At 64.2% G+C, this 19,312-nt stretch carries 15 protein-coding genes and 2 tRNA genes; 8 read left to right on the forward strand and 9 right to left on the reverse strand.

The window, feature by feature from the left end:
* Window positions 1-3: 3 nt before the first annotated feature.
* Complete coding sequence (locus tag C3B44_RS03195) at window positions 4-255, reverse strand: hypothetical protein (RefSeq protein ID WP_108431101.1); 252 nt, start codon at window positions 253-255, stop codon at window positions 4-6.
* Window positions 256-344: 89 nt separating this feature from the next.
* Here C3B44_RS03195 and C3B44_RS03200 point away from each other — a divergent pair, with 89 nt between their 5' ends.
* A complete protein-coding gene (locus C3B44_RS03200) occupies window positions 345-1,538 on the forward strand; it encodes a glucose-6-phosphate dehydrogenase (RefSeq protein WP_108431102.1) in 1,194 nt (397 codons plus the stop codon).
* Window positions 1,539-2,310: 772 nt separating this feature from the next.
* On the opposite strand, the gene C3B44_RS03205 is transcribed toward C3B44_RS03200, so the two are convergent.
* From C3B44_RS03205 to C3B44_RS03220, 4 genes are all read right to left on the reverse strand, one after another.
* Window positions 2,311-2,383: transfer RNA gene (locus tag C3B44_RS03205), tRNA-Asn, on the reverse strand.
* 81 nt (window positions 2,384-2,464) lie between these two features.
* A complete protein-coding gene (locus tag C3B44_RS03210) occupies window positions 2,465-4,126 on the reverse strand; it encodes an alkaline phosphatase D family protein (protein WP_108432533.1) in 1,662 nt (553 codons plus the stop codon).
* 87 nt (window positions 4,127-4,213) lie between these two features.
* Window positions 4,214-5,536 (reverse strand): metallophosphoesterase family protein, encoded by a 1,323-nt coding sequence (locus C3B44_RS03215; protein WP_108431103.1) that lies wholly within the window; start codon window positions 5,534-5,536, stop codon window positions 4,214-4,216.
* Between the two features lie 161 nt (window positions 5,537-5,697).
* The gene (locus C3B44_RS03220; RefSeq protein WP_108431104.1) at window positions 5,698-7,005 is read right to left on the reverse strand and encodes an anaerobic C4-dicarboxylate transporter; all 1,308 of its coding nucleotides are present in this window, start codon (window positions 7,003-7,005) and stop codon (window positions 5,698-5,700) included.
* Window positions 7,006-7,158: 153 nt separating this feature from the next.
* Here C3B44_RS03220 and C3B44_RS03225 point away from each other — a divergent pair.
* Window positions 7,159-7,232 (forward strand) — tRNA-Ile (locus tag C3B44_RS03225).
* 1,521 nt (window positions 7,233-8,753) lie between these two features.
* Here C3B44_RS03225 and C3B44_RS03230 read toward each other — a convergent pair.
* Window positions 8,754-10,022, reverse strand: a complete 1,269-nt coding sequence (locus C3B44_RS03230; protein ID WP_108431105.1) for a DUF418 domain-containing protein — start codon at window positions 10,020-10,022, stop codon at window positions 8,754-8,756.
* Between the two features lie 265 nt (window positions 10,023-10,287).
* Here C3B44_RS03230 and C3B44_RS03235 point away from each other — a divergent pair, with 265 nt between their 5' ends.
* The 6 genes from C3B44_RS03235 to C3B44_RS03260 all read left to right on the forward strand — a co-directional run bounded on the left by C3B44_RS03235 (window position 10,288) and on the right by C3B44_RS03260 (window position 15,475).
* On the forward strand, window positions 10,288-11,319 hold the full coding sequence (locus C3B44_RS03235; protein ID WP_159077375.1) for a YihY/virulence factor BrkB family protein: 1,032 nt from the start codon (window positions 10,288-10,290) through the stop codon (window positions 11,317-11,319).
* A 26-nt stretch (window positions 11,320-11,345) separates the two neighbouring features.
* Window positions 11,346-12,215: a hypothetical protein gene (locus C3B44_RS03240; RefSeq protein WP_108431107.1), complete on the forward strand. Its 870-nt coding sequence runs from the start codon at window positions 11,346-11,348 to the stop codon at window positions 12,213-12,215.
* Window positions 12,216-12,225: 10 nt separating this feature from the next.
* On the forward strand, window positions 12,226-13,062 hold the full coding sequence (locus tag C3B44_RS03245; RefSeq protein ID WP_108432534.1) for a serine hydrolase domain-containing protein: 837 nt from the start codon (window positions 12,226-12,228) through the stop codon (window positions 13,060-13,062).
* 39 nt (window positions 13,063-13,101) lie between these two features.
* Window positions 13,102-13,737 carry a DUF6308 family protein gene (locus tag C3B44_RS03250; RefSeq protein ID WP_146183465.1) on the forward strand — a complete coding sequence of 212 codons (636 nt, stop codon included), beginning with the start codon at window positions 13,102-13,104 and terminating at the stop codon, window positions 13,735-13,737.
* Between the two features lie 27 nt (window positions 13,738-13,764).
* Complete coding sequence (locus C3B44_RS03255; RefSeq protein WP_108431109.1) at window positions 13,765-14,856, forward strand: trimeric intracellular cation channel family protein; 1,092 nt, start codon at window positions 13,765-13,767, stop codon at window positions 14,854-14,856.
* Between the two features lie 208 nt (window positions 14,857-15,064).
* Complete coding sequence (locus C3B44_RS03260; protein ID WP_108431110.1) at window positions 15,065-15,475, forward strand: hypothetical protein; 411 nt, start codon at window positions 15,065-15,067, stop codon at window positions 15,473-15,475.
* Here C3B44_RS03260 and C3B44_RS03265 read toward each other — a convergent pair.
* From C3B44_RS03265 to aceE, 3 genes are read right to left on the reverse strand one after another with little or no spacing between them, the layout of a single operon-like run.
* Window positions 15,439-15,774, reverse strand: coding sequence for an acyl carrier protein (locus tag C3B44_RS03265; protein WP_108431111.1), 336 nt, complete (start codon window positions 15,772-15,774; stop codon window positions 15,439-15,441). The genes C3B44_RS03260 and C3B44_RS03265 overlap by 37 nt on opposite strands.
* 10 nt (window positions 15,775-15,784) lie before the next feature.
* Entirely contained in the window at window positions 15,785-16,312 is a 528-nt protein-coding gene (locus C3B44_RS03270) for a GNAT family N-acetyltransferase (protein ID WP_108431112.1), read from the reverse strand.
* A gap of 11 nt (window positions 16,313-16,323) precedes the next feature.
* Window positions 16,324-19,062 (reverse strand): pyruvate dehydrogenase (acetyl-transferring), homodimeric type, encoded by a 2,739-nt coding sequence (aceE, locus tag C3B44_RS03275; RefSeq protein ID WP_108431113.1) that lies wholly within the window; start codon window positions 19,060-19,062, stop codon window positions 16,324-16,326.
* Window positions 19,063-19,312: the final 250 nt, after the last annotated feature.

Below are 19,312 nucleotides of genomic sequence, written 5' to 3' on the forward strand. Positions count from 1 at the left end.
CCGCTAGTCCTCGTCGTGCTCGAGCACGGTCTGGCCGTCGGTGCGGCTGTCCTTGCGCAGGTTCTTGACCTCCCGCATGCGCGGCTGGGGGTCGAGCTTGTTGGCCACGGCCTTGCGGGTGCTGATGACCACCTGGCGGGTGACGGGGGAGTTGATCACCGTCTCGGCACCCTTCTTCAGCTGACGGTAGCGCTTTCGGCCGGCCTTCGTGCCGATCACATATCCGGCAGCGGCACCGATGACGAACTGGATCATGAGGTAGCGACTCTTCCTTGGATAGCGGACAGGGTGGCTCTAAGGTAACGCTTCCCACTGTACGCGTCCGCGTCGTTATTCTGGCGGCCATGATCACTCATACTCACTTGCTTATCCTTGGCGGCGCCAGCGACCTCGCCGGCCGCCTGCTGCTTCCCGGCCTCGCGGACTTCCTCGCCACCACCTCGCGCGCCGAGGCGGAGCGGGTGCGCATCACGGCCGTCGGGCGCAGCGAGCTCGACGACTACGCCGGCTTCGTGCGCGAGGCGGTCGGCGGCGAGCTTGGCGACGTCCTGGCCGCCCACGCCACCTACGTCTCCGCCGATGCCACCTCGGCCGAAGACCTCGGCGAGCTGATCGCTAGCACGCGTGACGACGAACACCTCATCGTCTACTACGCCCTCGCCCCGGCCATCACCTACGAATCCGTGCAGGCCTTAAGCCAGTGCACGCTTCCCGAAGGCGCCATCCTCGCCCTCGAGAAACCCCTCGGCACGGATGCGGCGTCCGCCGCCGCGCTCGAAGAAGCTGGACGCGGGATCGTCGATAAGCACCACCTGTACCGCATCGACCATTTCCTGTACGAACCGGCGGTGGTGGCGGCCGTCGATACGCTGCGTGAGCGCGCTGGCCTGCGCGCGGTGTTGAACTCCGAGGAAATCGAGCGCCTAGAGATCGTCTACGAGGAAGACCTCGCGCTCGAGGGGCGGGCCGCGTTTTATGACTCGAGCGGCGCGGTCGAAGACATGGTGCAGTCGCATCTCCTGCAGACGATGGCGCACCTGCTCGCCGGCGGCGATCGAGAGCGCGTCGCCGAGATCCTGGAGCATGCGACGGTGGATCTCTCACGCACGCGCCGCGGGCGCTATACGGCGGGCGAGCTTCCCGACGGCCCCGTCCCCAACTACCTCGACGAAGAAGGCGTGGATCCGGCAAACGACACCGAGACCTTCACCGAGAAGATCGTTGAGGTAGATACTCCGCAGTGGCGCGGCAGCGAGATCCTGCTGCGCACGGGCAAGGCGATCGGGAACCCGCGTCAAGACATCACGGCCCACCTGCGGGACTCGCCGGCGCAGCTGCGGGTGGCCTTTAACGGCCGCGGAACCGCGAACGGGCCGTACGCGCGCCTCACGAAGTCCCTGCTGACCGGCGAAGATGTGCGCGAAGTGCCGGCCGGGACCCCGGAACTGGCGTGGAAGGTGGTTAAACCGGTGCTCGACGCCTTCGCCGAGGATGACATCGCGATGGAGAACTACTCGGCCGGATCCGGTGGACTCTGAGAGGCTCTGGATTAGGTATCGCCGGTGGGTTATATTTCTTTTAAGGCTTCGCATGGCAAAACCAGCAGGGAAATGCGGTTGTGTCACGCCGGACTTGCATGACCTACCACGACAGAAGGGCCCACAGTGAGCGGTGCAGGTGAACACGTTGCGCGCCGAGCCGCGACGCTCAGCCAACAGGCTGTCACCGGCATCGCGTGGGCCGCACTGACGCTCGCCGGGGGAGCGGGCGAGGATCCCGCTCCCGTGCCGAGCGAATCCGCTTCTGCTGACGTGCAGGGGTGAGGGGTTTCTGTAGGTGGGGATGGGGCGCTTGCCTGGCCGTGTGTTTATGGTGCGCTTGCGCTGGTCGAATTCACCAACACTAAAGGACCCCGCAGACAGGCCTCCTTTCGACCAGGCGGGACCCGTTTCGGAGGGGATGTTTTCACTGTGTAGCTGTGAGATTTCGGTCCTGACCTCAGTCAATCTGGGCTTAAGGGGGAGGGTTAACACCCCTAGTGGTATAGTGAGTTCGGACAGTCAGCCTGACCTATCCGCTTTTATGCGACCTGTCGACTGACTGTCCCCCAGCGTGACAAAACGGGCATCATGTCCTGATAAGAGGTTGAATCCTCGTTCCCGGTAGGGAACTGACTGATGCCCGCTTTGTTGTGCACTATGACCTTTATGTCTGAGGCCTCACAACGACGCGGTCAGTAGCCATCGACATCGCTACATAAACAAACCCCGCCCACCAGCACCTTCGCTGGTAGACGGGGCTTAGACTCTGCTCCTCCAACTGGGCTCGAACCAGTGACCCTTCGATTAACAGTCGAATGCTCTGCCAACTGAGCTATGGAGGATTATCCGCTGCTTTGCTGCAACGGATACCAACTCTAATGGTGGGTTAGATCTTCACCAAATCGACTGGTGAGGGCGGATTTTTAGCCCCATCGCCACGAGTGAGCAACAACGGTGGAAGCGTTCGGGTCGGCCAAGTCTGCCACCCGGATCCACTCCATGTCGGCGTGCTCGCGGTGCACGGTCGCGATGGCGAAGCCGTGGGAATCGAGCTCGACGTGGTTGATGTGCGGGTTGGCGGCGCGGAGGAACTCCTGAGCTAGGCGCGAGACGCCGTTGCCTTCGGGCAGGAGCAGGATCTCGTTGACGTTGGGTGCCGAGATCGACGCACAGACCACCTCAGCGCCGAGCTCGCGGCCGTTGAGGCTGACCGTGTGGCCCCACTCGGTGTGGATGTCGCCGGTGCAGAAGAGGACTTTGGAGTCCTTGGCGTCGAGAAGCTCCAGCAGCCGACGACGCGCCGCGGAGTAGCCGTCCCACTGATCAGAGTTGAGGGGGATCCCGTCGACGCGGTGGGAGCTGAGGAAGCTCGAGACCGGTTCCGTGCGTTGATCGTTGTCCAAGGTGATGAGGTTCATCGGGGAGAACATCACGGAGTTGCCCAGGATGTTCCAGGCGGCATCGGAGGTGGAGATCTTGCCTTCGAGCCACTCGGCCTGCTCGGAGCCGAGCATTGTCCGGTTGGGGTCGTTGAAGGTGCGCACATCGAGGGCGTTGCCCTCCTGGTCGCGGTAGGTGCGCAAATCCATGACGGTGAGCTCGGCGAGATCGCCGAAGGTGAAGGAGCGGTAGATGTGACCGCCTTCCGACGGCGACGTCGCCCGCACCGGCAGCCACTCGAAGTAGGCCTGCATCGCGGCGTCGCGACGCGCCTTCCAATCGCCCTGCGTCTCTGGGTCGTGGTTCTCAGCGCCCTCGCGCCAGTTGTTGTTGGCGATCTCGTGGTCATCCCAGACCACGATCCACGGCAGGGCGGCGTGCGCGGCCTGCAGGTGACCGTCGGTGCGGTACTGGCCATAACGGACGCGGTAGTCAGCCAGAGTGACGGTCTCATGCGCCGGCTCGTTGAGGCGGTAGGGACCGAAACCGGAGTAGTAGCCGTTCTCGTATTCGTAGATGTAATCGCCCAGGAATAGGGTGAAGTCCAGGTCGCCGGAGCGTCCGCGCTGCGCCATGTCGCGGTAGGCGGAGAAGAATCCGGATTCCCAGTTCGCGCACGAGGCCACGGCGAAGCGTATGCTCTCGGGCGACGAGGTGAAGTGAGGTGCGGTGCGCGTCCGGCCCACCGGCGAGACGGTCTTCGAGTAGTCCCCGGAGATCACGATGAAACGGTAGAAGTAGACGGTCCCCGGCTGCAGGCCGTGCGGATCGACGTGCACGGTGTGATCCTGCGCCGCGGTGGCGGTGACCTGGCCGGAGGCGACGACGTCGCCAAAGCCCTCGTCGGTGGCGACCTCCCAGTGCAGCTCGACGTCCTCGCTCGCGCCGGAGCCGGGCATCGCGTCCTCGGAGGGAGTCACGCGCGTCCAGAGGATGACCGAGTCCGGGATCGGGTCGCCGGAGGCGACGCCGTGGAGGAACGGGAGGTCACCGCGCGGCGTGTCGACGGGCTCAGGCGTGCTCGAGCCGGGGAAGAACTTCCCCGAGCTCATCGAGCTTTGGGCATGGGCGGTGCCGAGGCCGGTGGCGGCGATGGCGGAGGTGGCTGCGGCGGACTGGAGAAAGCGGCGACGTGATTGGTTCATGACCTGCACTGTGGTTGATTGAAGCTTAAAACGCCAACTCCGGCACAGGGAGTTGGCATAAAATTCCGAGGAAATTCACCGGCAGTTTTACTGAGAAGAATCCCAGCCGGAGCTGCCGAGCTCGCTGGAGAGGTTCGGCAGGATGGACCCCGCAGATCCCGCAGAGTCTGCAGAGTCCGCGCCCGCGATGGGTCCCGCAGAGTCTGCAGAGTCCGCGCCCGCGATGGGACGGACGCTTTCGGGGAACTCCGCTGGGGCATCCAGGGGCTGCGGCTGGGGGTTCATGTCGACGCCTAAGTCCTTGGCGAAGATGAGCCGGGTGGAGTCGTAGACACGCTCGGAGTTCTCGTTGAGCTCGAACACGCGGGCGCCGCGCAGGGTGTGCATGTGCCAGGTGCCGTCGTTAAGCCCGTAGGTACCGAAGCCTGTGCCCGGGCCGTAACCGAGCTCGATGCCGTAGTAGTTGCCCATGTAGGTGTTGATGTGGTCGTGGCCGCAGTACATGCCGAGGATGTCGCCACGCTCGAAGGCGGCGGCGTAGATGCCGGAGTTGAACAGGCCGGTGTAGCAGTCCTCGTTCTTCTCGCCGACGATCCCGTGGCGCTCGGCGGCTTTATGCCGTTCGATCTCGTTGGAGGTGAACTGCTGGCCGTACCACATGTGGTGGTGCTCGAAGGTGGGGATGTGGAAGAACATCAGTCCCGGGACCTTGCGGCCGAATTCCTTCTCGGTGGCGATCGAGGTATCGGTGTACCAGCGGATCTGCTCGGGGCGGATCCAGTCGTAGTCTTTCAGGCCCTCGGTGGATTGGCCGGCGGGGTCCTCGGGGGCGTAGCGGCCGGAATCGAGAAGCCAGATGGCGAACTTGCCGGGGTTGCCGGCGGAGTCGTTGATCAACAGCTGACCGTTGGAATGGCCGACGATGGGGTCGTCGGCGGGGTTGTAGTTGTGTGCGTATTGCCGCAGGAACTCCAGCATCTGCGCCTCGAAGACACCGGTGCCGTTGCTTTCGGCGGAGTCCTCGTCGTGGTTACCGAAGGTCACGGCCCAGGGGATGGAGCGGTTTTCCATCGGCAAAACGACGTTGTTGATCGCCTGGTAGACCTCTTCGGCGGTGGTGGGATCGCCGTTGATGACGTCGCCGTTGATGAGGGCGAAATCGGGTTTAGCCTCGTCGAGGGCTTTCTCCATGAACTCGATGGTGCGCCGGTCGGTTAGCGGGCTGTCCTGGGTGTCGTTGAACTGCATGATGCGGAACGTGCCGTCCGGGTTGAACTGCAGGCGGCGCGACGAGGAGGCACGGGAGGTCTCCTGGGCGGTGGCTTGCAGCGGCAGGCTGGTCAGGGCGGCGGTGGCGGCGAGAAGGCTGCCGCCCTGGAGGAGGTGGCGGCGGCTGAGCGGGGCGGGCATGTGGGCTTCTAACGTCAGGTCGGGACTCGTATGACCTTTACTGTGGAGTAGGAGGCGTGGGCACGCTCGTCGAGAAGCAGCTTGTGAGATAAATATCACATAGCCGCCCCGTTGTGGCCTTTGAACAGGGAAAACTTCAATTAAAAGTGGTTGCTTCCCGCTTAGATGACGACGGCGCCAATCACGTACGCCAGCAACACACTGACGATGATGTTGAACGTGCCGGGGACGATGAACGGGTGGTTGAAGACGAACTTGCCGATGCGCGTGGAGCCCGTGTCGTCCATCTCGACGGCCGCGAGCAGCGTCGGGTAGGTCGGCAGCACGAACAGCGCGGAGACGGCGGGGAAGGCGGCGACGGCGGTCAGCGGGCTGACGCCGATCGCGAGTGCGGCCGGGACGAGCGCGCGGGCCGTGGCGGCCTGCGAGTAGAGCAGGCAGGCGGCGAAGAACAAGACGACAGCGAGTAGCCACGGCTGGCTGCGCAGGATGTCGCCGGACAGTGCCTCGATGTCGTCGAGGTAGTGGTTGATGAATGTGGTGCCGAGCCACGCCACACCCAGCACGCAGACCGACGCCGACATGCCCGAGCGGAACGTCTGGGTGGTGAGGATCTCCGGGGTCGGGATCTTGGTGACCAACACGATGATCGTCGCAGCGGCGAGCATGATCGCCATGATGGCCTCGTTGCGCGGCAGGCTCGGGTCGGTGATAAGGCCGACCTGCTCGGAGATGAGCGTCGCGTAGACCATCACGACGACGATGGCCGCCAAGAAGATGCCGACGGACTCCTTCGCGCCCGCCGGGGCGGTGTACTTGCTTTGCTCGCGCGGTGGGGCGACGAGGCCGGCGGCGAGGCGTTCTTGGTAGACGGGGTCGTCGTCAAGCTCTTTGCCCAGGCGGTTGGCGAGCAGCGTCGTGGGGATGATCGCGAGGAAAGTCGAGGTGATCATCACGGTGACCAGCTGCAGGTAGCCGACGCCGAGCGGTTCCAGGATGGAGGCCATGAAGACGACGGCCGCGGAGATCGGGGAGGCGACGATGGCCATCTGGGAGGCGATCACGGCCACCGACAGTGGCCGGGAGGGGCGCACGCCGCCGGACTTTGCGACCTCGGTGATCACGGGGAGCGTCGAAAAGGCGGTGTGGCCGGTGCCGGCGAACACCGTCATGGTCCAGGTGACGATCGGCGCCCACAGCGTGACGCGTTTCGGGTTCCGACGGAGCAAACGCTCAGCCAGGTGCACCAAGTAGTCGAGGCCGCCGGCGCGCTGCATCGCCGCAATAGCCGCGATGACGCACATGATGATCCCGATGACGTCGAACGGGATGTCCTCGCGAGTGACCGGAACGCCAGTCGCACCGAGGAGGATCACCCCCGCGCCGCCGGCTAAGCCGATGCCGATGGAGCCGATGCGAGCTCCCAAAACGATGGCGCCGAGCAGGATGACAAGGTGGACGATAAGCATGGCGGCTCACGATCTCTCGGAGATAATACTAATGATTAGATTAAGGGAAATGGGACTAGAAATAAAGGTGACTCCTATTTCTTAGGTGGTGGTCTTTGCGGTGTTGGGTGGTGGAAATTCTGTTGCTCGAGTGACGCTCGCTATACTTTCCGCGGGGCCATAGCTCAGTCGGTTAGAGCCGCGAACTCATAATTCGCTGGTCGCGGGTTCGAGCCCCGCTGGCCCCACCGCGTAGCACATCCCCGGTCGATTCCGGCCGGGGATCTGCTGTGCTGGGGTGTTTTTCAGGGATGAGGGCGTTTCTCCGACAATTACGTCGGTGTGTCACGGTCACGGAGGAACTCGCGGGGAGTCGAGCTTGCCTCGCCGTGGCATCTTTTTGAATGGGGTGGACGTACTTCTTGCGGTGCCGCTCGTCATTGGGGTCGCTGGGGTCAGGGGACGGCTCTGGGGGAGTGGCTCGGAGCCGGGACCGGTGGCAGCTTCTCGTGCTTTCGATTACGCACGTGCGTAAAGATGTGTGAAGAACTCCATGCCGCGTAGCTTTCGGGGTCGACTCCTCTGGGGCTTGGAGACTCGATTACGCATGTGCGTAATCTCTGGCGGCTATCCCTCGGGAGCGAGAGTGTCAGATGCGCTTTGTTGGTAGAGCTTCTCCGGCAAGACGGTAGCGACTTTTTCGGGTAGTTGGTAAAAGCCATCCGGCTTTGGCCGTCACGTCCCAGCCTCGGCGGCGCAGCAGACTCCTCGGCTCTCAGGGGCCCCAAACGCGGCGGCATCAGTGTTCGCCGCACGGCGCAGGTGACAGTGCGTCCCGCGTGCCTATGAGTTCCCCGGGATTCATTGATTTCCGATTACGCATGTGCGTAACAACCTGCTCCGTACTATGCGGCGGCATAGTGGGTCCGGGGTTGTTTTCGCGTGTGAGGTCGTTGCGGTGGCCCGGTTGGGTCGAAGGGCGAGGAATCCGGTCCTGTTTTACGCACGTGCGTAAAAGCAGGGGCCTGAGGCAACAGTGTGTCCTTGTGCACCTATGGGTTTCCCGGGATCCATTGGATCCGGATTACGCACGTGCGTAAAACCCAGTTCGCACTATGCCGCGGCATAGGGATTCTGGGTCTGGGCTCAGGTGGCAGTATTCCTCGCATGCCTATGAATTTCCCAGAATCCATCGATTTCCGATTACGCACGTGCGTAGCAACTCGCTCCGGACTATCCGGCGGCATAGAGAGTCTGCGACTGTTTTCGCTCGCGGGGTCGTTGCGGCGGCCCGGTTGGGTCGAAGGGCGAGGAATCCGGTCCTTTTTTACGCACGTGCGTAAAAGCAGGGGCCTGAGGCAACAGTGTGTCCCGTGTCCCTATGAGTTTCCCGGAATCCATTGATTTTCGATTACGCACGTGCGTAATCCTGGTGAGAGTTTCAGACGAGGGAAGGGGAGAAGGCCCGACTCCTTTAGAGCTAGGAGTCGGCTCCCGGACGGTAAGCCGAGGGGCCGTCCCCGGATTACGCGCGTGCGTAATTTTCAGAGCATTATGCCGTGGCATAGAGAATCTAACGGCGACCCCGGAGATCTCGGATGGTGCCCGCTGTGCAGGGCTCGCCACCGTCATTCGCCCAGGGATTTTACGTACGTGCGCAGTGGCGGACTATCCCACGGCAGGCGCTTGCGGCCTCGGGCTTCGATTCCACCCCGGGGCCGAAGGGCCGTCTCCCGATTACGCACGTGCGTAATGAGTAGGCACTTGCCCTAAGATTTGGCGCTCGCGTCGCCGGATTCGCCTGTGCTAGCTGCATGGGCATCAGCATGTGGGAAGCGATCCGGCAGGCCGTTGCGGCCGTAGGAGAGTAGACGGTGGACCTTCTCGAACGGGCTAGGCTTGCCTGCCTTTTCCAGTAGCCAGCAGAAAACCAACGTGGCCAGCCACGTCCCAAGCGCCACGAGGAACTGCCCGAACGCTCCAACATCCGAGGCGAGATTGAGTGTGAACGGCAGGCACACCACGAAGAAGATGACGGATTGCAGCAGGTAGCCCGTCATTGAGCGCTTACCAAGGGCGACCAGCATGGCCACCGGAAGCGGAAGTGGGGAGCCGGCGTCGAGGGAACGCTGGAGGCGTCGGCACGCGAGCAGGATTCCGGCAGCAATGCCCGGGCCGGTGAGCATACCGAGGGTCTGGTTGGCGTCCATGAAGTACGGGGCCCACTCGTTAGGCAGGACGCCGACCTCGGCGAGGCCCCAGGGCAGTCCGATGGTGAGCATGACCACTGCCGCGACAATGACCCAGCCGGTCAGCACTCGGATGTACTTCTCCGGGTGGCGGTGGACGCCGCGGCGGGCGGCGACGAAGCCGACCAGCATGAGCGGCATGAGCGTGAGGATGTACATCGGTGCGCCCAGGATCACCGTGAGTAAGACGAGCAAGCTGGCTAAGAGGTAGCCGGGGTAGTCGGCGAAGTCGGGGAGGAACTTCATGGGATCGGTACTGAGTAGCTCCGGCGAGGTAAAGAGCAGAGTAGACGCGGTCCCGAGAGTCGGTATAGCAAACAGGACCCCCGACAGGATGAGCAGCGTTTTGTCGTCGAATCGAGTAAGCGCGATGACGAGTAGGCCGAGCAGGCCGTACGTCAGCATGATGTCACCGAAGAATATGAACACCAGGTGGATCAGGCCGAACAAGGCCAAGAACCCGTAGCGGCGGTACAGGAGCCGGCGGCGGTTTTTCTCCGGGTATTCCCGGCGCGTGAGGCTGAGCCAGAGCAGCCCGATGCCGAACCCGAGGAGCGTGGTAAACATCGGTAACCCGCGCACGTGAGCGAAAGTGGCGGAGGCGACGACGGACGGGGCGTCGAGAAGCGTGTTGTCGCCGACGCCGCCGAGCATCGCGCCCGCCATGTTCCCCGGCGGGATCGCCCAAGCACTAGAGATGTTTGCCCAGGCGATACCCAACAGCGCGAAGCCGCGGGCGAGGTCAGGGGCGACGAGGCGAGTGCGGGAAGCCGCGGCGGGAGAAGTCATAGGCAAACCTTAGATGAGTCTACGGGTGCGCGCGAGCGCATTCTTCGGCGCGTGCGGTAGTTCAAGGTTCAAAGAATGGGGCGGGGTGGGGTCCGTCGATAAGCAAAACCCCGACACAACCAACGACGGCAACTGTAAAAATCCTCGGGGGTAACCTATGAAGCTGATCCCACGCATCTTCAGCCCACCGAGCCCCTAACCACCCACCGGCACGCGCGAGCCTCCAATGACCTCACCCGTGGGCAACCTGTGTGAAGATGGAGAAGTGCATAACCCGTTTAGAACCGCACCGACGCTAAAGCAGCGCTGGTATGTCCTGCGCCGCTCGGTGGTGGCGTTCTGGATGGGCCGGGAGATCGACAACGGCGCCAAGCTCACGTTCTTCACGTCCCTCGCGTTCGCGCCGACCTTGCTGGCGCTGTATTCGCTTGCCACGCTGTTTCTGGCCAACAATCAGGGGCTTGTGGCCGACGTCACCGATAGGGTTGTCGATGACTTCGTGCCGGAGGGCTACGAGGCCGTCGCTAAGGATGTGGTGGCCACCGTCGTCGGCTCCGCCGCCGGAGGCATCGTCGGTCTGATTATCTCGATCGCGATCTCGCTGTTCTCCGCGAGCGCGTACGTCCGCGCTTTTGCCCGCACCGCGAACGATATTTATGGCGTGCGCGAAGGCCGCCCGCTGTATCGACTGTGGCTGTCGATGTTCCTTGTCACCATCGTGCTCGTGCTCGGGATGCTCATCGTGCTCGCGGCACTCGGCCTGAACTTCCCGCTGGTCGAGGCCCTGTTAGTCCCGATCGCCGAGCCTCTCGGTCTGCAGAACATCGTGCTCGCGCTGACCGAGACCTTCCTGCCGATCTGGCAGTGGCTGAAGTGGCCGGTCGTCGCCGCCACGCTGATGCTCATGCTCGACGTGCTTTATCACTTCACCCCGAACACCGCCCCGCCGAAGTTCCGGTGGCTCTCGTCCGGCTCGATCATCGCGCTGTTCGGGATCACGGTCGTAGGCGCGCTGTTCTTCTTCTACCTGCGCTTCTTGACGAGCCTGAGCTCCTACGGCGCCATCGGTACGGTACTGGCCCTCATGTTCGCGGTCTGGGGCATCAACATCATGGTCGTCTTCGGGCTCATCGTCGACGTCGAGACCGAACGCATCTACCAACTGCGCGACGGCCGCAAATCTGAACGCGACATGGACGTCGAGCTCCGCGACAGCAAGGCGATCGAATTCCAGGACCGCGTCTACAGCCGGCTTGTCGACGAAGGAAGCCAGGTGCGCCGCGCCCAGGGCGACTAGCGGCGGGCGGCACTACGCTGGGGGATATGAGCGAACCCGCCAACTCCCGCGAGCCGAAGACCGTGACCCTGCAGGTCGAGCTCACGTTTACCGTCCACGACCCGGATGAGGTCACGGGGCGAGCGCTCCGCGAGATCGTGCCCACGAGCGTCGGCGCCCCAGAGCTGCGCAACGCCGAGATCACCCGGGTGCGCGAGGACCTGCGCCGCGCGGTGGTGTGGAACGTCGACTGGTCCGCGGTTGTCGACGGCGACCACCTCGCGCTGACCGGCATCAACTTCCTCGACCTCGAGGCCCCGGGCACGCAGAGCACGCCGGATCCGCAAAAGATCATCGTGCGCGCCGCCGCCGAGCAGCGCGGGCTGGATAACCTACGCAACTCTGCGCCGCCGGAGATGCGTCGCGAGCTGGACTGGCCCAGCGGCCCTATCGCACTTAGCGAGATCTTCATCGGCGCCCTGGGCTGGGTGATCGGCCAGATGGAATCAGATATCGACGACGACATCGCGCTCCTTCAGGACGCCGACGCCGCCGAGGTCGCCGACGAGCTCAAGGTCCTAGGCGGGATACCGGCGAAGAGCTGGTCGGTCATCGACAAAGAGTTCGCGGAGCGTTTTCGCACCACCATCGGCGAGGTCGCCTGGGCCATGCGCACCCGGTGGCAGGGCACCCCGACGGTGGCGAGCCAGCTCGTGGTCGCCCTAGCGGTCCAGCAGGTCCAGCGCCCGCTGCGCCTCGCCGAGGTAGACCTGCCCGGGTCCTGGTTCAACTGGCAGCGCGAGGGGCTGTTTTCTGATCTGACGTTCGCGAAGCTGCTCGAGCCGGGTTTCGACGGCGAGGCCGCCGAACCGGGACTGGGCTTGCGCGTCGCGGAGTGGTTCAAGCCCGCCCGCTAGGATGGCCGGCATGACTATGCGAGACGTGCTCGCCGAGATCGACGACTGGCCGGTCGATACCGTGGCCGCCGCCGTCATCTCTGGCGATGAGGTGACCACCCATGGGGAAGTCGATAACATCTTCGATCTCATGAGCGTGACCAAACCGCTCAGTGCCTGGGCCTTCCTCGTCGCGGTGGAGGAGGGCATCTTCGAGCTCGACGAGCCGCTGGGCCCGGAAGGCTCCACCGTGCGCCACCTGCTTGCGCACGCCTCCGGGGTAGGTTTCGATTCGCGGGAACCGGAGCGCGACGTCGAAGAGCGCCGCATCTACTCCTCGGCCGGGTTCGAGATCCTCGCCGAGAAGATCGAAGAGGTCGCCGGGATGACCTTCCGCCAGTACCTGCGCCTGGCGGTGCTCGACCCGCTGGAGATGCACGAAACCGCGCTCTATGGCTCGGCCGGGCACGAGGCTTATTCGACGCTCAACGACATGATCGCTTTTACCCGCGAGCTCATCCACCCCCAACTTCTGCACGAGAAGACCGTGCGCGATGCGCTGAGCGTGCAGTATCCGGACCTGCGCGGCATCGTGCCGGGCTATGGGATGCAGAAACCCTCGCCCTGGGGCTTGGGCCTGGAGATGCACGGCACCAAGGACCCGCACTGGATGGGCACAGAGATGCCGGAGGAGACCTTCGGGCACTTCGGCATGTCGGGCACGTATCTGTGGATGGTGCCGGAGTGGGTCGATTCCCCGGGTGCCGGCACCGGCGCGGTGGTGCTCACCGACCGGCAATTCGGCGACTGGGCGAAACCGCTGTGGCAGGAGTTCAACGACGAGATCTGGGCTGAGATCACTCGCTAGATTCGTGGGCCACACGGCGGTATGCATACACTTGAAGCCATGAAATCAGTGACCGGAATCCGCCTGCCCGAGGCCTTGAACGACGACGACATCGCCGTCGGATACCTCACCACCTACTACGCCCCGCGCCTGGATAAGTCCTCTGGGCGCACGGAGATTGACTACACCGAGGCCTTCTTCGACCGCTTCGGGGAAGACGACGAGGACCCGAACCGCCTCCTGCCGGCTGATCTCATGGCCGTCTACCTGCACGGCGGGACGGGCTTCGGCCTGCGCGTCGCCGCGGAGCTTTTGCACGCCAACGCCGAGGAATACGCCGGCATGCTCAAGGACATCGGTGAGGACACGAACCTCTGGAAGGCCTCGAAGAAGCAGGTCAAGAAGGCGCTGAAGTTCGAATCAAAGCTCAAAGAGCTCCCTGGGGTGGGCCCGGCGACCGCCGGCAAGCTGGTCGCGCGCAAGCGCCCGAAGCTCTACCCGATCGGTGACCGCGTGGTCTCGGAGGCGCTGGGCACCCGTTCGGGGGTTATCTGGCCGCTGCGCGAGGAACTCAAGGAAAACAAGGATCTGGTGAAGAAACTCAAGGGTCTGCGTAAATCCGCCGGCCTGCCCAAGACCATCTCCCCAGTGCGCGTGCTCGACGTAGTCACCTGGATGGAGCAGAAATCTCTCTAAACCCGCACCTTCAATTAATCTGGCCTTATGGACGTCGCGGAAGTTGATCCACAGATCCTTTTGATTTACCGCGTCTTCGACGTCAGCGGTGTGCTGCTCATGGGCATCATCGGTGGCACGATCGCAAGACAGCGTGGCTACGACATCGTCGGGTTTCTCTTCATCGCCCTGTTCTCCGCCCTCGGCGGGGGCATGATTCGCGACGTGCTCATCAACCGGGGCACCGTCGCGGCGATGAGCACCCCCGAATACCTCATCCTCGCCTTTACGGGGGCGATGATCGCCCGCTTCATCTACTTCAAGGGCCAGGTGTGGGAACGCGCCCAGGCCCACGGCGATGCGACGGTCTCCGGCCTCTGGGCCGCCACGGGTTGTGTGAAGGCGATGACTTTCGATCTGCCCGTGCTCGCTTGCGTCATGATGGGCGTGTTCACCGCGGTCGGCGGCGGCATGGTCCGCGACGTCGTCACCGGCAATGAACCCTCCGTCTTCGGTAATAACCAGCCGACGGTGCTGCCGGCCATCGTCACCACCGTGGTGGTCTTGATCGCCGATTCCTTCGGCTTTTTGGCCATCGGCATGGTGGTGGGGCCGATCATCGGCATCGCGCTGACCATCTACGGCTACTGGTCCGGCTGGCGCCTCAAGGGCGACAGCGAGTGGGCGCCGGTGAACGCCGCCGCCCGGAAGGTTGAGCGGGGCTCTCGCAAGGTCGCCCGGGAGGTCGAGCCGCGCCGCATCCGGGCGTGGAGGCATCGGCAGATGGAAAAGGCCCTCGAGCGCCGCCAGAGCCGGGCAGAGAAGTCCGGCCTCGCCCAGGATCCGGCGGCCGACGCGGAGCTGCGCGAACAGCTCTACGCGGAGCTCGATGCCGCGCTGGAGGAGGAAGCCGGCTTCGGCGTGGACTTCGGCGGCGATTCCTATGAGAACTACGACACCGAGACCCAGTCCGACACCACGGCGTTCGACGACGTGGTCGCCGACTCGGACGACCCCGCCGACCACGCCGAGGACGTCGATCCGGGGACGCTCATCGACCGCGTGCTGGCCGACGACGCCATGGCCGACGAGCTGCTCAACCGCCTCGCCGAGCGCTACCGGGAGCGCGAGGATAACTAGCCCCGCACCGCCCATAAACCTCAAGTCGAGCTTGAATAAACGGGGGATGAAGTAGTGCTTGAGGGTTGCTCGTGGGGCGGGTGGGAATGAAGAATCGATGACGTCGAACCGCTTGGTTCCGCGCAGCCACGAGGCCGTTGGGGAAGACGATCCTCGTCTTACACACCCGAATACTTTTCGGGTGTGTCCGCTGCCGAAAGGACCCTTTGTGACGACGACGATCTCACCGCGGACCGCAGATCGCTGGCTCGCCCGCCGGGCAGCTCGCACTCTGTGGGACGCGTCCGACCATCACCACGACCCCACACCGGCCACGCAGCACGCGCGCCTGACCGTTTCTGGTCTGTCGCTGCGCCTGCGCCCGGTCATCGAGCGTGCCCAGGTCATCTGCTTGCGCTCGGAACCCACCGCCGCGCTGCCGGGCACTGACCCGCTGGAGGCGGACTTCTTCACCCGCTGGCACCGCGACCGCACCGCCGACGGGCAGCGCGGGGTACGCTGCCAGCAGGTGATCAACGGCACGGCTGCCGAAATAGACGCTTTGCGACGCGTCGTCACCGACATCGCCGCCGAAGCCGGCTTCTACGCCGACGTCTCCCCGGTGAGCTCCTCCAAGTAGTCGGCCAGCTCCCCGAAGGTGGCCAGATCCTCGACCACGCGGTCGTCGATACGCACTTTCAGCTCCTGCTCGAGCCGCACGGCCAGCTCGATGCGGCCCAAAGAACCCAGCCCGACATCGTCGGCCGTATGCTCCCGGCGCAGGTCCGCCGCCGGAAAACCACAGAGCTTCTCGACGCGCAGCGCCACCTTCCCCAGCATCGTCTGCGGGGCACCGGAAGATGACGAGGCATCCTCGTCATCGGTGGGCTGCCCGAACTTCTGGGCCAACTGTTGGGACAGGGAATCCGACAACTGCATGGCCCACAGTCTAGCCGCTCACCACCTGATACCTATGGCCGCCGTAGTCAAAGCTGCCCTCACGCGCAAAGCCCAAGTGTTCGTGGACGGCGAGGGAGTGCTGGTTGCGCTCGTCGATAAACGCCACCGCGCAATTAAAACCCTGCTGGGAAAGTAGGTGCTTAACCATACCGAGCATGCCGCGGGTGATCCCGCGCCCGCGCTGGTTCGCCGCCACCGCTACCGGGCCATAGGCCACCCAGCGGCGATCGGCGAGATGCTCAGCGCAGAAGCGATCCAGCTCGGCCGCCGGCCCCGTGGTCGCGGGGCTGGTGGAGGTCAGCGCGCAGCCGAGGAGGGCGGCGTCGGCACCTGGAGCAACCGCCACCACTGAGGCGGGACCGGCGAGGAACCGCCGCAGCGCGTAAGGGGAGAAGTCGCCCTGCACGAAGCCTGCGGTGCGGCGTTCATCGGCGGTGAGGTTATCGGCATGCGAGGCGTTCAGCAGTGCGCTGAGCGCCTCGCTATCTGCTTCCGTGGCGCGCCGGTAGCTGACCATCGACCGAGGTTTTAGGCCTTGGTCGGGTCGTCGACGTGGTACTTCTCTGCGGCCTTTTGGGCCACCGAGATGTCGATCTTGCCTTCGCGGGCTAGGCCGATGAGCGCGGCGACCACCATCGACTCGGCGTCGATGTTGAAGAAGCGGCGTGCCGACGGGCGGGTGTCGGCGAAACCGAAACCATCGGCGCCCAAGGTGATGTACTCGCCCGGGACCAGGAAGCGGATGGACTCCTGCAGCTCGGTGGCGAAGTCGCTGGTGGCGACATACGGGCCCGAGGTCTGCTTGAGCTGGGTGGTAACGAAAGGCTCCGGGTGGTCGCCGGCCGGGTTCTGCAGCCGCTCGTTGTTGATGCGGTGGCCTTCGCGGGCCAGCTCGGTCCAGGAGGTCACCGAGTAGACGTGGGCGTTGACGTCCCAGTCCTCGGCGAGTAGCTGCTGGGCCTTGAGCGCCCACTGCATACCCACACCGGAGGCGAGCAGCGAGACCTCATGCTCGCCGGAGTGCTCGCCGCGCTGGTAGAGGTAGACACCCTTGTGCAGGCCCTCGACGTCGAGATCCTCCGGCTCGGCCGGCTGGTGGACCGGCTCGTTGTAGACGGTGAGGTAGTAGATGACGTCCTCACCGTGATCCGGGCCGTACATGCGGTCGACGCCGCGGTGCACCAGGTGGGCGATCTCGTAGGCGAACGCCGGGTCATAGGCGCACACGGCCGGGTTCGTCGCCGCCAGGACCTGGGAGTGGCCGTCCATGTGCTGCAGGCCCTCGCCGGTCAGGGTGGTGCGGCCGGCGGTCGCGCCGATGGCGAAGCCGCGGGCGAGCTGGTCGCCGGCCTGCCAGAAGACGTCGCCGGTGCGCTGGAAGCCGAACATCGAGTAGAAGATGTACAGCGGGATCATCGGCTCGCCGTGCGTGGCATACGAGGTGCCGGCGGCGATGAAGGTGGCGGCCGCGCCGTCCTCGCTGATGCCTTCGTGGATGATCTGGCCGTCGGTGGCCTCGCGGTAGCTGAGCATCAGGTCATGGTCGACCGGCACGTAGTTCTGGCCATGCGGGTTCCAGATCTTCAGCGTCGGGAACCAAGAGTCCATGCCGAAGGTGCGGGCCTCATCCGGGATGATCGGCACGACACGCTTGCCGATCTCCTTATCCCGCATCAGGTCCTTAAACGTGCGCACCAGAGCCATCGTGGTGGCGACTTCCTGCTTGCCGGAACCCTTGCGGGCGCTCTTGAGCTTGTCCAGCGACGGCACCTGCAGCGGGGTGTAGTTCTCGCGGCGCTCCGGCAGGAACCCGCCGAGCTCCTCGCGGCGCTCGAGCATGTACTTGATCTCCTCGGCGTCCTTGCCGGGGTGGTAGTACGGCGGGTTGTAGGGATCTTCCTCGAGCTTCGCGTCGTCGAAGGGGATCGACTGCTTGTCGCGGAAGAGCTTGAGATCGTCCAGGGTCAGCTTCTTCATCTGGTGGGTCGCGTTGCGGCCCTCGAAGTTGTGGCCCAGGCCGTAGCCCTTAATGGTGTGCGCCAGGATGACGGTCGGCTTACCGTTCTTCGTCTCGACGGCGCGCTTGTACGCCGCGTAGACCTTGCGGTACTCGTGGCCGCCGCGACGCAGCGCCCAGATCTCGTCGTCGGTCATATCCTCGACGAGCTTGAGGGTGCGCTCGTCGCGGCCGAAGAAGTGCTCGCGGACGTAGGCGCCGTCGTTGGCCTTGAAGGTCTGGTAGTCACCGTCCGGGGTGGTGTTCATGACCTCGACGAGAGCGCCTTCCTCGTCTTCCTCGAGCAGGGCGTCCCACTCGCGGCCCCAGACGACCTTGATGACGTTCCAGCCGGCACCCTTGAAGAAGGACTCCAGCTCCTGGATGATCTGGGTGTTGCCGCGCACGGGGCCGTCGAGACGCTGCAGGTTGCAGTTGACCACGAACGTCAGGTTGTCCAGGCCGTAGAGCGGGCCCATCTGCAGCAGGCCGCGGGACTCCGGCTCGTCCATCTCGCCATCACCCAAGAAGGCCCAGACGTGCTGGTCGGAGGTGTCCTTGATGCCGCGGTTTTCGAGGTACTTGTTGAAACGCGCCTGGTAGATCGCGCCCATGGGGCCCAGGCCCATCGAGACCGTCGGGAACTCCCAGAACCTGCGCATGCCGCGCGGGTGCGGGTAGGACGGCATGCCGTTGCCTGGGCCGCGGGAGACCTCCTGGCGGAAGCCGTCGAGATCATCCTCGCTGAGGCGCCCCTCCAAAAACGCGCGGGCATACATACCCGGCGAAGCATGGCCCTGGAAGTAGACCTGGTCGCCGCCGCCCGGGTGATCCTTGCCGCGGAAGAAGTGGTTCATGCCGACCTCATACAGAGGGGCAGCAGAGGCGTAGGAGGAAATGTGGCCACCGACCTCGATGCCGGGGCGCTGGGCGCGGTGCACCATGATCGCGGCGTTCCAGCGGATCCAGCGGCGGTAGCGCTTCTCAATCTCCTCATCGCCCGGGAATTCCGGCTCCATCGTGGTGGGGATGGTGTTGACGAAGTCCGTCGACGTCAGCGACGGCAGCGGGACTCGCTTCGCGGTGGCGCGCTCCAAAAGGCGCAGCATCAGATAGCGGGCGCGCTCGGGGTTGCTTGATTCCAGTAGACCGTCCAGCGAGTCCATCCACTCGCGGGTCTCCTCCGGGTCAGTGTCGTGCAGATAGGATGCGACACCGTCACGAATAAGCGGGTAGTTGGAGTCACCACGTTTGGTTTTGGAATCAGCCATCGATAGCCTCCTGTGGTCCAGGTATAGGGTCGGCGCACGCTCAGTGTGGTAGGTACCGGGCGTACGGGTCTCTCGTCTCTCCAGACTACCCGCGACAACGACGTTGCGGAACGGAGAGGAAGGGCGTGGAAAAATGGCTCATAGCGCAGCGCGCGGTGACGGGTGGACGGACACGGGGTGTCCAAAAGTCGGAGTTATAGCCAAAAGTGGGGTCTTAGCGGCTAAAATTCCCGAGAAATACAGTGACTTT

The organism is Corynebacterium yudongzhengii, assembly GCF_003065405.1.
GTDB lineage: Bacteria > Actinomycetota > Actinomycetes > Mycobacteriales > Mycobacteriaceae > Corynebacterium > Corynebacterium yudongzhengii.